Genomic DNA, 14669 nt, shown 5'->3' on the forward strand with positions numbered 1-14669 from the left:
ACCTTCCCCCGATTGAGCGATTGTCACGGGCATGAAGCTGGCGCTCCTGCCCGTGCCCGGCGCGACCGCCACCCCGCCCGCGCTGCGCCGGATGCGGATCGTTGCGACCGCGCTGTTGCTGGCGATGGCGGTATTGTTCCTCATCGCCCGCGCATTTGGCGACCGGCACCCGGCCTGGGGTTTCGTCCGCGCCTTTGCCGAAGCGGCGATGGTCGGCGGGCTCGCCGACTGGTTCGCGGTCACCGCGCTGTTCCGTCACCCGCTCGGCCTCCCGATCCCGCACACCGCGATCGTGCCGCGCAACAAGGACCGGATCGGCGACACGCTTGCTGCGTTCCTGCGCGACAACTTCCTGATCCCGCGCGTGGTCGCGCGGCGGATGAAGCGAGTCGATGTGGCCGGCGCGGCGGGGCGTTGGCTGGCCGATCCCAAGGGCGCGACCGAAGGGCGATTGCGGCGCGGCGCGTCGCGGCTCGCCGCCGACATGCTCGAATCGCTCGATCAGGAACGATTGGGCGGAATGGTGCGCACGACCATCGCGCAGCGGCTGCGCGCACTCCAGATTTCCCCCTTGCTCGGCAATGCGCTGTCCGCCGCGATCGCCGACAACCGGCACGTGCCGTTGCTCGACGGCATCGTCAAATGGGCGGCGAAGGTGCTCGAAGCCAATCAGGCCGTCATTCGCGCGATGGTGCACGAGCGCGCTGGCGGGCTGATGCGCTGGACCGGGCTCGACGAGACACTCGCCAGCAAGATCATCGCCGGGCTCGACGGGATGATCCACGACATGGCCAACGAGCCCGGCCATCCGTTGCGCGCCAAGGCCGAAGAGGGCCTCGCGCAACTCGCGCACGACCTCCAGCACGATCCCGCGATGCGCGCGCGCGTGGAGGGCTTCAAGGCGGAGATGCTCGACAATCCGGCGCTCAGCGACTGGTGGCAAGGTGTATGGGAACAGTTGCGCGGCGCGATGCTCAAGGTCGCGCGCGATCCCGATGCGATGATGGCGGGCCGCTTCGGCGAAGCGCTGCGTCAGCTCGGCACGACGTTACAGCAAGACCCCGAGCTCGCCGCGACGATCAATCGCTTCGCACGCCGCGCCGCGGTGGGCACCGCCGCCGATTACGGCGATTCGATCGTGCGGCTGGTGTCGGAAACGGTGCGCGGCTGGGATGCGCGGACGGTCACGCAGCGGCTGGAGAATGCGGTGGGCCGCGACCTGCAATATATCCGCATCAACGGGACGTTGGTCGGCGGACTGGTCGGGCTGGTCATCCACGCGATCGATATCGCGTTCTAGCGCCATTCCAGGATCGGCCACCCCTTCTCGGTGGCGAGCGCGCGCAACTTGCCATGCGGGTTGACCGCAAACGGCTCGTCCGCCCAGCCGAGCGTCGGCGCATCCGACACGTGGTCCGAATAGAAACGGATGTGCGTATCGTTGCGCGCGATGCCCTGTCCCGCCATCCACGCCTCGATCATCCGGAGCTTGGCCGGACCGTAGCAATTCTCGCCCGCGATGCGTGCGACCAGCCGGTCGCCATCGACCGTCGAAGGTGTCGCGATGACATCGTCGATCCCGAGCGCACGGGCGATCGGCCGGACGTAGAAATCGTAGCTCGCGGTCGCCAATACGATACGGTAGCCCGCCGCCTTGTCCGCCGCGATGCGCTGGCGTGCCTGGGCGTACACGTCCTTCGTCGCGACGCTTTCGGCAAAACGCTCTGCTGCGGCCTCGACGCTCGCCAGCTTCGCGCGCCGCCCCATCACCAGCGCCTGCGTCTTTTCCTTGAGCCGTGCACGGTCGATCCGCTTGGCGAGATACAGCGCGGCCGGTCCCAGCGTTGCAAGCAGCGGGAAAACGCCCCACGGCGTGCGCCGCATGTACGTGCGCAGAAACGGCGTCCAGGTCGCGCGCGTCGTGATCGTCTTGTCCATGTCGTAGATCGCGAGCCGGTGCATGGCACCGGTCATGGCGCCCATGTTGTTGCCGATCCAGCGATAATCTTTCATGGTCGAGGACGAATGAACGACACCGCGGCCTTTACCGACGATGGCGACACCGGAACGCTGCGCTTTTCCGGCAGCCTGTCGCTGGCGCGGATCGGCGACCTGCCCGAGCGGCTCAACGCCTATGACGGCAAGGTCGAGCGGCTCGATTTGTCGGGGATCGAGCGAATCGACACGATCGGCGCCTGGACGATCCACCGCTTTTCGCAAAAGAACGGCGCCGCGGTCGAGGGGCTCAGCCCGGACGGCCAGCACCTGTTCGACCAGGTGCAGGCGGCCGACCAGCCGGTGCGCATTCGCGGCGAGCGAGTCCCCGCGTTCACCCGCGTGCTCGGAGAGATCGGCGATGCGACGATCCAGGCGGGGAAGACGCTCTACGGCCTGCTCGGCTTCCTGGGCGCGACGGTCCTGGCCTTCTGGGCGACGATCCGGCACGGGCGTTTCCGCTTCAACGCCACCGTCCAGCAGTTCGAAGTGGTCGGCGTCTCCGCGCTCGCCATCATCGGGCTGATGAGCTTCCTCATCGGGATCGTCATCGCGCAGCAGGGTGCGGTCCAGCTCCGCCAGTTCGGTGCCGAAATCTATACGATCAATCTGGTCGGCCGCTTGTCGTTCCGCGAGCTCGGCGTGCTGATGACCGCGATCATGGTCGCGGGCCGCTCCGGCTCCGCGTTCGCCGCGCAGATCGGCACGATGAAGCTGACCGAGGAAATCGACGCGATGCGAACGATCGGCGTTTCGCCGATGGAGGCGCTGGTCGTGCCACGCGTCATCGCGTCGACCGTGATGATGATCTTGCTCGGCTTCTATTCGGCACTGGTCGCGATCATCGGGGGCGGGCTGTTGTGCTGGGCCGTGCTCGGTATCCCGTGGGTTACCTACGTCCAGCAAATCCGCGAAGTCGTGCCGATCAGCGACGTCTATATCGGCGTGATCAAGGCGCCGGTGTTCGGCGCGATCATCGGCATGGCGGGCTGTTTCCAGGGCATGCAGGTCGAATCGGACTCCGAACAGGTCGGCCTCAGGACGACCGCCGCCGTGGTGCAGGGGATTTTCCTGGTGATCGTGCTCGACGCTTTCTTCGCGGTGTTCTTTTCCTGGGCCGGGTGGCCGTGATGCCGGCCAAAAGGGACGTCATCATCAGCGTGCGCGGGCTGAAGAACAGCTTCGGCGAGCAAGTCGTGCACGAGGATCTCGACCTCGACGTCTATCGCGGCGAGATCATCGGCGTGGTCGGCGGGTCGGGCACCGGCAAGTCGGTGCTGATGCGCTCGATCATCGGCCTCCAGACCCCCGATGCCGGCGAGATTACCGTGTTCGGCGAGCCGACGATCGGCCGCGAGGAGACCGAGGCGACCGATATCCGCAAGCGCTGGGGCATCTTGTTCCAGGGCGGCGCCCTGTTCTCGACGCTGACCGTGGCCGAGAATGTCGAAGTGCCGATCAAGGAATTCTATCCGCAGATCGACGCGGTGCTGCTCGACGAGATCGCGTCGTACAAGGTGGTGATGACCGGGCTGCCGGCAGAGGCCGGACCCAAATATCCGGCCGAACTGTCGGGCGGGATGAAGAAACGCGCGGGGCTCGCGCGCGCGCTCGCGCTCGACCCCGAATTGCTGTTCCTCGACGAGCCCACCGCCGGGCTCGACCCGATCGGCGCCGCGGCGTTCGACGAGCTGACCAAGTCGCTTCAGCGCACGATGGGGCTCACGGTCTTTCTGATCACGCACGACCTCGACTCGCTCTACGCGATCTGCGACCGTGTCGCGGTCATCGCCGACAAGAAGGTAATCGCGGTCGGCACCATCGACGAGCTGCTGGCGTTGGACCATCCGTGGATCGAGGAATATTTCAAGGGGCCGCGCGGCCGCGCGGCGATCATGACGCACGAAGCGCACGAAGAAGCGCCGCAACAACCAGGGGCTGACTGATGGAAACGCGTTCCAATCACGTGCTCGTCGGCGGGGTCGTGCTGATCCTGCTGGCGGTGCTCGCACTGTTCCTGGTGTGGATCTCGCGCTTCGGTGCCGAGGGAAAGCGCGAATACGACATCTTCTTCAAGCAATCGGTCGACGGGCTCGCCAAGGGATCGGCGGTCAACTTCTCGGGCGTGCCGATCGGCCAGGTCAAGGACATCGCGCTCGACGCCAAGTCGCCCGAATTCGTCCGCGTGCGCGTGTCGGTCGACGACAAGACCCCGATCCTGCTCGGCACGACCGCGGCGGTCCAGGGCAGTTTCACCGGCCCCTCGACCGTCCAGCTCGACGGCGCGCAACAGGGCAAGCCGTTGATCAGTTGCGAGAATAGCTCGTGCGCGCTCGGCGTGCCGGTCATCCCGGCCAAGCCGGGCGGGATCGGTGCGCTCCTGTCCAACGCGCCCCAATTGCTCGAGCGGCTGACGACGCTCACCGAGCGATTGACCGCGTTGCTGTCGGACCGCAACCAGGTGTCGATCGCCGGCATCCTCGACAATACCAACAAATTGTCGAAGGCACTCGCCGACCGCGGGCCGGAGATCGCCGCGACGCTCGCCGAAACGCGGATCGCGATCCAGAAGGCCGGGATCGCGTCGCAACAGATCGGCGACCTGGCGGCGACGACCAACGGCGTGCTGGCCAACGACATCAAGCCGACGATCGGCAACCTCAACAAGACGATCGCCGCGGCGCAACGCTCGATGGAGACGCTCGACGCCGCGATCGGCGACGCGCGACCGGGGCTGCAGGCCTTTTCCAAGCAGACCATTCCGGAGGTCGGCCAGCTCGTCCACGACCTGCGCGAGATGGCCGCCGCCTTGTCGTCGGTCGCCGAAAAGGTCGACCGCGGCGGCGCCGGGTCGATCATCGGCAGCCCCAAGCTCCCCGATTACAAGGGCAAATGACATGAAGCGCTACCTTCCGCTCCTCCTCGCGCTACCGCTCGCCGGGTGCCTCGGCCTCGGGGGCAAGCCGCCCAAGGCGCTGCTGACGCTGACCCCGACGGCGACGCTGCCGGTCGGCGCGACGCAAAGTTCGGCCTCCGCGAAGACGGTCACAATCATCGTGCCGGTGGTGCCGCAAGCCCTCGCGGTCGCGCGCATCCCGGTGACGACCGGCGACACGGTCGCCTATGTCACCGACGCCGCGTGGGTCGAGCCGCCGCAACGGCTGTTCGCTCGGCTGATGTCCGACACGATCGCCGCCAAGACCGGCCGCGTCGTGCTGTCGACCGCGCAATCGTACAGCGACCCGGGCGCGCGGCTGTCGGGCGAATTGCGCAATTTCGGGTTCGACGGGTCGACCCACGAGGCGGTGGTGACGTTCGACGGCGCGCTGATCCGCGGCGGCGATGCGAACCGGGTCGAGAAGAAGCGGTTCGAGGCGCGCGTGCCGGTCAACCCGATCAACTACACCACGGTCGGACCGGCGCTCAACCAGGCCGCCAACCAAGTCGCCGGAGAAGTGGCGGATTGGGTCGGTAACTAAGCCGGCTTGCGGCGGATCGGCACCGGTACGTTGCAAATGTCGGCGCCGCCCGCGGGCACGGTGAAGAACGGCGGCTCGCGGTTTTCGCGGGCGTGGAGGTACTTCGCGAACGCCGGCGATCCCGGCATCAGATACTGGAAATGCGGGCGGTCGGCGGGCGCCAGCGCGCTCGCCAGTCGCGCGGTGACGATCGGCGTCGGGCGCTGCGTGTCGCCGTAGAAGCCGAGCTTGCCGGTGCCGCGCTCGAGCGACGACAGCGCGTCGATCCCTTCGATCACGCGCCCGACCAGGGCGATATTGCGGTCGAGCGGACGCGGCGCGTGGCCGATCACCGCGTACAATTCCGCCCCGCTGCCGATCGACGGCGCGAGGTCGCGCCCCACCCCTACCATGCCGTAGCAATGCGTCAGCCAGCTCGACTTGCCGTCCGACCCGACCGGCCACCCCGCCGCGTCGAACCCGGCGATGCTCGCGTAGCTGTCGGGCCGCGTCATCCGCACCACCGGCACGCCGCCCACGCGGGCATATTCGGCCGGCCCCGTGTCGGCGACGCCCGCCGGCAGCTTCTTCTTCTCGGTCACGTCGCCCCATTGCGCGACATAATTGTCCTGCACGCGATAGACGCTGGTCGCGTCCCACCAATGCTCGTTGGCGAGGATCCGCATCCGCTCGACGTGGCGCGGCGCGAAGCTCGGGGCGAGCTGGACGATCACCTTTCGCCCGTTGGCCAGCGTGAAGATCAGGATGTCGTCGTCGGGGATCGTCCGCCACGCGGTCGCGGGCGCAGCGGCGGCGATCTCCCCGGGCGACAGCGGCGGCTTGACCGCCGGCTTGGGCGGGGTGGCGGTCTGCGCGAAGAACGCGGCGGCGAGCGGGAGAAGGATCGGCATGGAGCGAAAGCTGCCACAGCCGCGTGCCTTCCGGCAAGCGCTTGCGCGGTCGCACACGCTTCTCTAGGGCCGAGCGCTTCCGGCAATGCGGAGCGGTGGCCGAGTGGTCGAAGGCGCTCGCCTGGAAAGTGAGTATACGTCAAAAGCGTATCGAGGGTTCGAATCCCTCCCGCTCCGCCATACCGCCCCGCTAAAAGACTCTTATCGTTGGTCTTTTTAGCGAGCGGCGCTCACTGTTCCCACGATCATTCCCACACCCAAAATTTTTGCCGGTCGTTCCTAGCGTCGGCGCTTCGCCGAGGGCTTAGCCGCTGGCGCCAACCGGACGATCGCAAGCCCGGCGGGCATTCAAGCTGTGACTAACTCCCGTTCTCAACGTCTGGCGTGACTTCCCAGGTCGACGAATTTTAGAACGGTGGTGCCGCGTCGACCCCGGCCATTCGCGCTTGCGAATATGGCGGTTGGCGCAGTGCCGTTTTCAACCCATGCTTCGAGCGCTCGGCGGATGTCTTGCGCAGCCGTGTCCGCAGGCGCCGGGGCTTCGAGCGACTGCCCGAATGCGACAGCTGCGGTGCCCCCTTGGCAGTGCCCCATTCCGGGCGCTGGAAACAAGCGGTAGAAAGCGGTGGTCGCGCCTAGGCGACGCGCGTCGGCAAGCGCCAATGTGGGCGGTAACACCGCATCTGCACCGCCAAAATAAGACAACACTTTGCCACCTCGCGCGGCAAAGGGACGAAGGCTACCGACTTTGAACAGCGCGACGCGATCCTCGCGTGCGACGGGCGCGTCCCCAAGCGACCAGCGCGGGTTGTCGGCGAGCAGGTAACGGAAAGCTTGGGTCGCAAACGTCAGTTGCGACGGCGCGGTCGTGTTAGGGTTAACAATCCAGCGGGACCATTCGGAAGGATCGGCGTCCCGCAGGGCGTAACCGGCGGACTCAATGATCGCTAGCGATTCTTCCTGCGGCGCTGTCAGGCAAGCCGTCTTCCGCCCCTCGCGGCACGCTTCGCGAAGAGCCTTGATGGCGCAATCAGGCGCTCCCCTACAGGCTCGACGCGCCACCGTGACCAAGCGGGCAATCCGCTCAGCTCCGATCCAGCCGCCCGACGAGATGCGCAGCGCAGCCTGAATCTTAGCGAAACTGCCCAGGCGCATTGGCCAGTCCGTAGCTGGAGCCCCTGCGATCACGCCATCCCAGTCAGCCGGCCAGCGCGACGCGGCGACAAGGGCCTGACGTCCGCCGAACGAGCAGTCCATGAAATAGCGATGCTTTGCCGGTCTCCCGTAGTATGTGCGTGTAAGGGCAGCGGCGGCGTCCGACGTGATCTTTATCGAGCGGTAGGTATAGTCCTCAATAAGGTCGGGTCTGCCCAGGGCCCATTGAGCGTCGAAGCCATCCCCTTTGTGGCCCGTGTCGGTTGCGGCAGCCACGTCACCCCGCGCTGCGGCCGCGCCGAGGGTCGCGCGGTCGATGTGACCAGCGAACCCGCCGTTGCCCATTTGGTAGTAGCGACCGCTCCAACGCGCGGACGCGGGCAGCCACATCTCGATACCGATCGCGGCACTCGCCCGCGGTCGCGCGACCGCTTCGATGCGACAGGCATCTCCGACCAGGACTGCGGTAGTGACTTCGAGCCCAGGGACCACCGCATTGCGCAACTCGGCGCACCGGTCCATCGGCGCCGCGCCGAGCAGCGGAAGCGCGATCAGGGATATCGCGAATTTACGCAGCTTTTTCCTCCCACGCGAAGCGAAACGCTTCGCTGGAGGGGTCGATTCCCGCAAGCATCGTTCCTTGGCCGCGCGAGCCGTGTCCCTGGTTGAGCGGTACGTCGGTGGGATCGCGAAGCTGGACGAGCAGGGTCGTTCGCGGCTCATCTGATACGTTGAGCCCAGACCCGTGTGCCAGCAGGTTGCCGGTATAGGTCACGCTCGCCTCGGTCGCCGCATCGCTCGTGCCATAGGCGCTGACGCTGGTCAGCGGGCGCCCGGCATCGTCGTAGGTGGTGCGCCCGATCCGGTCGGGCCCGTCGCTTCCCGCGGCGGTCGCGGTGCACGCGGCGGTCGCGGTGCCCCACGCGCTCGCGTTCATCCGCACCGCGACGCAATCGGGGCGCCCGGCGCTGTCGTAGGAGTATTCGGTAGGGATACGAGGGCCTCGCAGGCAATGGCGTCGAGCCGCCCGCGATCGCCACCTACTCCGCACCGCCACCAGTCGCGCGGCCCTCACCGGTATCCGAGACACCGTATGATCCGTATGCGGAGGCGTCGGTGCGGCCGTAATTCACCCGAACTGCAACTATCACCGAGCTTCGAGTATTAATTCTGATATGGTTCGCAAATTCACGTCGACGGGTTCGAACTGAGTTTTTTCTCTTCCGATAAAAAGAGGCTTTCTCTTTCTAGATATTCTCTGCGTTATCTTTTTTGTATCGACACCAAATTCATTATCTATCTCGGTATAAAAATCGATTGCGTCCCAGCCCTCCAAGCCAAGATCTCTATAAACGTAAGAGTCGAGCGTCACGCTCTGCTTGCTGCTCATTTTAACAGCAATCCCTATGACAGTCTTTTCCACATCACTTTTCAGCCACGGCATATTTGAAGAGCTCCCGCCAGCGTCCCGCCTGCCCAGCCTACTGCGGCCGCCCCGCCGTAAACTGATCCGCGAGAAGCAAGTCTTCCGAACGCCCCACCAACGCTGGTCGTCCCAAAAATCCCTGGAGGGGTCATCCGAGGAATATTAATCAATAAGGTACGCGATATGGTAGAAATTATGGACGTGCCGCTTCCGCCCGAAAATACGACCCTCGGGTAAGGAATGAAGTTACCGCCGGCGAGTATCCCGCTTGCCCCGTCTAATCCGGCAGTCAAATGCGCAACACGAGTGACGCATTGAGAAAATGTTTCCCCAGATTGTCGCCCAGCCGGCGGTTGGAGGTAATTATCAGCAAAACTATTTAACCAGCTGCCGAGCCTTACTGCGGCCTTTCGAAGATCAAAATTTATCCGCGATATGCATTCCTGCGATCCGTCGGTAAGCGTTACAAGCATGCCATTATGACAGCCATAACGCACGATGTCTGGACCCGCATCTTGCCCCGCGGAGTCCGCCGACTGATCGGGGGCGCCAAATTCGGAAGACTCCCATAAGAGGACGGTGGCGCATAACTCTGGCAGCCTTGCCAAGCTATACAGCCTCCGTTGCCATGAATAATGATATCGTTAGGTGAGTAGCCCGATCCATCTGCATTTAAATCGGACAACTGCGACGCAATCCACGCCAATGGCGGTGGTGGCGCTTGAGGTGTAGTACCAGTCGCTAATCCACTCGGATCAGCATAATTTACCGAATCGTCCCCCGACATAATTATACCAGTTCAACCCGTCGCCGTACCCGATCGGGTCGGTCTGCATGAACCGGCCGAGCGTGGGTGAGTACATCCGGCCCTTGGAGTATTGCAGCCCGATCTCGCCGATGTAGAACTGACCGGTGTATTGGAACCGCATGCTGTTGCCCGTCCCGGGGATGCCGTACTCGTCGTAGGTGTTGATCCCCGAGCCGTTACCCGACGCATCGGTCGTCGCGATCACGCTGCCGCGCTCGTCGGTCAGTTTGTAGTCCTTCGTGCCGTTGGACACCTTGTACTCGACCAGTACCTCGTCGCTTCCCGGCACCGTCACGTAGCGCCGCCCGACCGTCGTCCCGTTCGACTGGCCGATGATGTTGCCGCCGTCGTACACCAGCTGCATCCCGCCCGACGTACCGATCTGGTAGAGCCGGTCGAGCGGGTCGTAGGTGAGCGGCGTGGTCACCGATGCCACGGTGGCGCTCGTCAGCAGGTTTTCGCTCGAGTAGCTGTAGCTGTCGCTCCCCGACGCGTTCAGGTTGCCGCGCGCGTCACACGGAGCTACTGGTCCGCCGATAGAGCGAACGCCGCCCAGTCGGCGCCGCTGGTGCGTAACATACTTACTTAGCGGAGTACCAAATCTGAAACCCGCGGGATCTAATGTTGTTGCTCTTATAGATATCAAGAATACCGATCACAAGTTTTCTTGTCTCTTTTTCGTCCGTATTACAGGTGAATATCACATTTCCTCTATGTGACTTTTCTTGGATTATCGCGGAATAAGGAGATCCCACAATAACTCCTGATTTCTCGCCATTGAGGCAAACCTTATATTTTATATATCTTCTTACCTGATTATACAATTTTTGAGTAACAACATCATTAAATTCAAATGCATGCTCCCAAGGCTTTGGCTTCGTTGATATCCAAACAGTGGGGAAAGAGCCATCCGACGATCCATTCGGCAGAAGCTCAATATAATTGCCAGCTTGGGCAAAGGCATGCCCTGGTATAAATAATACCAAGGCAACCAAAAAACAGCATCCAGATTTGAATATAAACCTGATCATATTTGTATACTCTTTTATTTTGTATCCCTGACTACCGCAGTTTGCCCGGTAGTGGAACTACCTTGAAGATCAAATCCATAGGTAACGCTACCCAAATTTCTAATTACATTCCTGTGAGCGTCGACCTGAACAATATCAATTTGAGCCCTCCAATATCCGTCAAGGTATGATAAATCCCTGTAAGGATGGTCAGTCAGAGAGTTTTTGAATGCATCCCTATCATATGTAGTGTAGTAAAACCTAGAACCGATATTATTAGGAGCGTTGTCAGTGAACCACTGATCTTTTGGATCATTTGTGCCTCGGATGGGCATATTCGTAATTACACGTTGAATAAAGTCCACATTGTCGGCGAGGCCTCTATACTTCAGATACATATCAACCTTTCGATCACGAATAATATAAGTGATCGTTATATCTTTAGTGGGATTGTCTTGTTTACCAAAAATTCCCCCGGGGCCATTTGTCGGTGCAGGCGTCAGGCCCGACAACCATGCTATAATAGCGTCCACGCATCCGGCAGTGTTTACGCAAGCGGCGAGGACTGGATCGGACCCCGGGGCTGAGCCGTCACCACCTTGGCCCCCGGCCCCCGGCTTATAGGTCCAAATACCGTCCGCTCCCTCGCTAGCGCTTCCATGGCAACTGATGCTGCCGGTCGCCCCCGGGCTGCTGGCGGTGCAATAAAGGCCGGATGTGTCGCTTCCATTTAAGGGATCGCCCCCGACATAATTATACCAGTTCATGCCATCGCCATACCCGATCGGATCGGTCTGCATGAACCGGCCGAGCGTGGGGGAGTACATCCGGCCCTTGGAATATTGCAGCCCGATCTCGCCGATGTAGAACTGCCCGGTGTACTGGAACCGCATGCTGTTGCCCGTACCGGGGATGCCGTACTCGTCGTAGGTGTTGATCCCCGAGCCGTTCCCCGATGCGTCGGTGGTCGCGATCACGCTGCCGCGCTCGTCGGTCAGCTTGTAGTCCTTCGTGCCGTTGCTGACCTTGTACTCGACCAGTACCTCGTCGCTTCCCGGCACCGTCACGTAGCGCCGCCCGACCGTCGTCCCGGTCGACTGGCCGATGATGTTGCCGCCGTCGTACACCAGCTGCATGCCACCGGTGGTCCCGATCTGGTAGAGCCGGTCGAGCGGGTCGTAGCTCAGAGCGGTCGTGACCGATGCCACTGTCGCCGACGTCAGCAGGTTTTCGCTCGAGTAGCTGTAGCTGTCGCTGCCCGACGCGTTGAGGTTGCCGCGCGCGTCGTACCCCAGGGTCGTGCCGCCCGTGCTGGTCAACTGGTTCAAGCCGTTCGACGTATAGCCGTTGGTGACGTTCACCGCGCGCGTCCAGGCGTACGTGTCGTTCGACGCGGTGCGGCTCCTGATCTGCCCCGCCGCGTTATAGCCCAGCCCGATCGTCTGGTTGTAGCTCGTGCCCGCGGGATCGGAGGCGAGCTGGGTCAGCCGCGACGCGCTATGAAGTGCTGTGCGGTGGCGCGAAGCCAAAGCGTCAGGCATTTTGGGGTTATTGCACATGTAGCCGTAAAATCATCGATACGGCGACTTATATCCAATTGAAAATCCAAAAATACTAACGATAATTAACGAAAACACACCTGGGCTGTGCTTTGCTAATATATACTCCCCGAGATATAATATAATAACTGCGCATACAGATGCTGCGACCCCACTCATTATCTTCCAAAAAATGAGATTAGTGATCATCGCAGATATCTCCGCACGGACGATCAATATAACCTGGTCTATACGCGTTGAGCTTTGCGCCGTTATTCAAGAAAAGAAGTGCTATGTTATATTCAGCATGCCAAAGTCTATCAAAATAATCGTGCGTAACGTCATCGATCGGAATTCCTGCCGTTCCGGCGATGAACGTCGCAATTCTACTGTTCATACCGGTGCTAGTTAGAGCCGCGGCTAGGTCCGTCCCAGTGACGGTCGCCATGGCGGCAAGCATGATCTCAGCTCCAATTGTTTGATTAGTTGCGTAATTTTTGGCTATGGTATCCCACTCTGGTGACGGGTTTCTTGGTATTTGCCATCTAGTTATTGTAACAGTCTCGTCATCACTGCTTCTTTGACCATACCGACTACCGCAGATCAAAATATCGTCCCCAGCAGACCCACAACCGGCTGCGTCTGAATTTGTGAGCGTTGACCAAAGCCCGGGATTTGATAAGAGCTTGTCAAGTGTCTGGCTTACCACGCGGCTGGACACACCAGGTAAGTAATTTTGTAGTTCTGCTTGTTCCATCATGCGCAGTGCAGCGGTATCCATGCCATTTGAAGATAAAAATGGTACGTCTGAACAACCGGCGTCGTGATCGGATGATATGGACCCAGTACAGTACGTTCCTTTTGTTCCAATGGGATCAGACTTGTTTACCGGATCGCCCTTCACATAATTATACCAGTTTAACCCGTCCCCATACCCGATCGGGTCGGTCTGCATGAACCGGCCGAGCGTGGGCGAGTACATCCGGCCCTTCGAGTATTGCAGTCCGATCTCGCCGATGTAGAACTGCCCGGTGTACTGGAACCGCCCCGGGTTGGTTAGGCCGGGAATGCCGTATTCGTCGTACGTCGCGATTGCCGTCCCGTTGCCCGACGCGTCGGTGTTCGCGATCACGCTGCCGCGCTCGTCGGTCAACTTGAAGTCGTTGGTGCCCAGCGTCACCTTGTATTCGCTCACCAGTTCGTCGCTGCCCGGCACGAAGACGTAGCGCCGGCTGACCGTGGTGCCGTTCGACTGGCCGATGATGTTGCCGCCGTCATATACCAGCTGCATGCCGCCCGACGTACCGATCTGGTAGAGCCGGTTGACCGGATCGTAGCTGAGCGCGGTCGTGACCGACGCCACCGTCGCCGACGTCAGCAGATTCTCGCTCGAGTAGCTGTAGCTGTCGCTCCCCGACGCGTTCAGGTTGCCGCGCGCGTCGTACCCCAGGGTCGTGCCGCCCGTGCTGGTCAACTGGTTCAAGCCGTTCGACGTATAGCCGTTGGTGACGTTCGCCGCGCGCGTCCAGGCATAGGCGTCGTTCGATCCGGTCCGGCTCTTGATCTGACCGGCGTTGTTGTACGCGAGGCCGATCGTCTGGTCGTAGCTCGTCCCCGCCGGGTCGGACGCGAGTTGGGTCAGCCGCGAGGCATTGTCGTAGGTATAGCTGGTCGCCACCCCATTGCCGCGCGTCAGCGTTACCCGCCGGCCCAGGCTGTCGTAATCGAACGCCGCGAGGCTCGTCGTGCCCGATTCCTTGATCGCCTTGAGGTTGCCCGCCGTGTCGTAGTCGTAGGTCACGTAGAAGCTGTCCGGCCACGTCATCCGCGTGCGGCGGCCGGCGAGATCGTATTGATACGCCACCGTGCCCGTCGCGGTCGTCTGGCTGGTGGTGCGCCCGAGCGCGTCGTACGCCAGCGTCACCGTCTGCGCCGAGGTGGCCGCGGTCAGCGGCTTGCCGAGCAGGTCGTAGGTGTACGACACGTCCAGTTCGCTGCCCGGCAAGTCCTTGGCGGTCAGCCGGTTGAGCTTGTCGTAGCTGTAGCCGATGCTGTTACCGTCGCGCAGCCGGCGTGACGTGACGTTGCCGTTGTCGTCGTACGTCAGCTGCTCGTAGTCGCTCGCGTTGCTCGTCCCCGCGCCCTTGGTCGTGCTCGGATATTGCGTCTTCCACAGCCGGTCGAAGCCGTCATAGACGTAGGTCGTCTTGTTGCCCTCGGCATCGGTCGCGGTGTCGACCTTGCCGTTGCCGGTATAGGTCACGCTCGCCTCGGTCGCCGCGTCGCTCGTGCCATAGGCGCTGACGCTGGTCAGCGGGCGCCCGGCATCGTCGTAGGTGGTGCGCCCGATCCGGTCGGGCCCGTCGCT

13 protein-coding genes and 1 tRNA gene are annotated in these 14669 nt (G+C 62.3%); 6 read left to right on the top strand and 8 right to left on the bottom strand.

The annotated features are described in order from the left end of the window. Window positions 1-31 precede the first annotated feature (31 nt). Window positions 32-1300 carry a DUF445 domain-containing protein gene (locus tag E7773_RS01235; RefSeq protein WP_293987108.1) on the top strand — a complete coding sequence of 423 codons (1269 nt, stop codon included), beginning with the start codon at window positions 32-34 and terminating at the stop codon, window positions 1298-1300. Here E7773_RS01235 and E7773_RS01240 read toward each other — a convergent pair. After that, window positions 1297-2013, bottom strand: a complete 717-nt coding sequence (locus E7773_RS01240; RefSeq protein ID WP_293987110.1) for an HAD-IB family hydrolase — start codon at window positions 2011-2013, stop codon at window positions 1297-1299. The two genes, E7773_RS01235 and E7773_RS01240, sit on opposite strands and share 4 nt — an antisense overlap. A gap of 12 nt (window positions 2014-2025) precedes the next feature. On the opposite strand from E7773_RS01240, the gene E7773_RS01245 reads away from it, so the two are divergent. The 4 genes from E7773_RS01245 to E7773_RS01260 are packed head-to-tail and all read left to right on the top strand — an operon-like array spanning window position 2026 to window position 5474. Beyond that, entirely contained in the window at window positions 2026-3126 is a 1101-nt protein-coding gene (locus E7773_RS01245; protein WP_293987112.1) for an ABC transporter permease, read from the top strand. Then, a complete protein-coding gene (locus E7773_RS01250; protein ID WP_293987114.1) occupies window positions 3126-3941 on the top strand; it encodes an ABC transporter ATP-binding protein in 816 nt (271 codons plus the stop codon). The genes E7773_RS01245 and E7773_RS01250 overlap by 1 nt, the downstream gene beginning before the upstream one ends. Further along, window positions 3941-4891, top strand: a complete 951-nt coding sequence (locus E7773_RS01255) for an MlaD family protein (RefSeq protein WP_293987116.1) — start codon at window positions 3941-3943, stop codon at window positions 4889-4891. The genes E7773_RS01250 and E7773_RS01255 overlap by 1 nt, the downstream gene beginning before the upstream one ends. A gap of 1 nt (window position 4892) precedes the next feature. Then, window positions 4893-5474 carry an ABC-type transport auxiliary lipoprotein family protein gene (locus E7773_RS01260; RefSeq protein WP_293987118.1) on the top strand — a complete coding sequence of 194 codons (582 nt, stop codon included), beginning with the start codon at window positions 4893-4895 and terminating at the stop codon, window positions 5472-5474. On the opposite strand, the gene E7773_RS01265 is transcribed toward E7773_RS01260, so the two are convergent. Beyond that, entirely contained in the window at window positions 5471-6364 is an 894-nt protein-coding gene (locus E7773_RS01265) for a peptidylprolyl isomerase (protein WP_293987120.1), read from the bottom strand. The two genes, E7773_RS01260 and E7773_RS01265, sit on opposite strands and share 4 nt — an antisense overlap. Window positions 6365-6453: 89 nt before the next feature. On the opposite strand from E7773_RS01265, the gene E7773_RS01270 reads away from it, so the two are divergent. After that, window positions 6454-6544, top strand: a tRNA-Ser gene (locus tag E7773_RS01270). Between the two features lie 192 nt (window positions 6545-6736). Here the strand turns inward: E7773_RS01270 and E7773_RS01275 are convergent. From E7773_RS01275 to E7773_RS01300, 6 genes are all read right to left on the bottom strand, one after another. Next, window positions 6737-8149, bottom strand: a complete 1413-nt coding sequence (locus E7773_RS01275; protein WP_293987122.1) for a tannase/feruloyl esterase family alpha/beta hydrolase — start codon at window positions 8147-8149, stop codon at window positions 6737-6739. Further along, complete coding sequence (locus E7773_RS01280) at window positions 8088-8462, bottom strand: hypothetical protein (RefSeq protein WP_293987124.1); 375 nt, start codon at window positions 8460-8462, stop codon at window positions 8088-8090. Before E7773_RS01280 ends, E7773_RS01275 begins: the two co-directional genes overlap by 62 nt. 204 nt (window positions 8463-8666) lie before the next feature. Beyond that, entirely contained in the window at window positions 8667-8963 is a 297-nt protein-coding gene (locus E7773_RS01285; RefSeq protein WP_293987126.1) for a hypothetical protein, read from the bottom strand. A 737-nt stretch (window positions 8964-9700) separates the two neighbouring features. Then, on the bottom strand, window positions 9701-10189 hold the full coding sequence (locus E7773_RS01290) for an RHS repeat-associated core domain-containing protein (protein WP_293987127.1): 489 nt from the start codon (window positions 10187-10189) through the stop codon (window positions 9701-9703). A gap of 609 nt (window positions 10190-10798) precedes the next feature. Continuing rightward, a complete protein-coding gene (locus E7773_RS01295; RefSeq protein ID WP_293987129.1) occupies window positions 10799-12304 on the bottom strand; it encodes an RHS repeat-associated core domain-containing protein in 1506 nt (501 codons plus the stop codon). Window positions 12305-12500: 196 nt separating this feature from the next. Next, window positions 12501-14669, bottom strand: a 2169-nt coding sequence (locus E7773_RS01300; RefSeq protein ID WP_293987131.1) for an RHS repeat-associated core domain-containing protein, incomplete at its 5' end; no start/stop codon positions are given.

This window comes from Sphingomonas sp. (genome assembly GCF_004799495.1).
In the GTDB taxonomy this organism is placed as follows: Bacteria; Pseudomonadota; Alphaproteobacteria; order Sphingomonadales; family Sphingomonadaceae; genus Sphingomonas.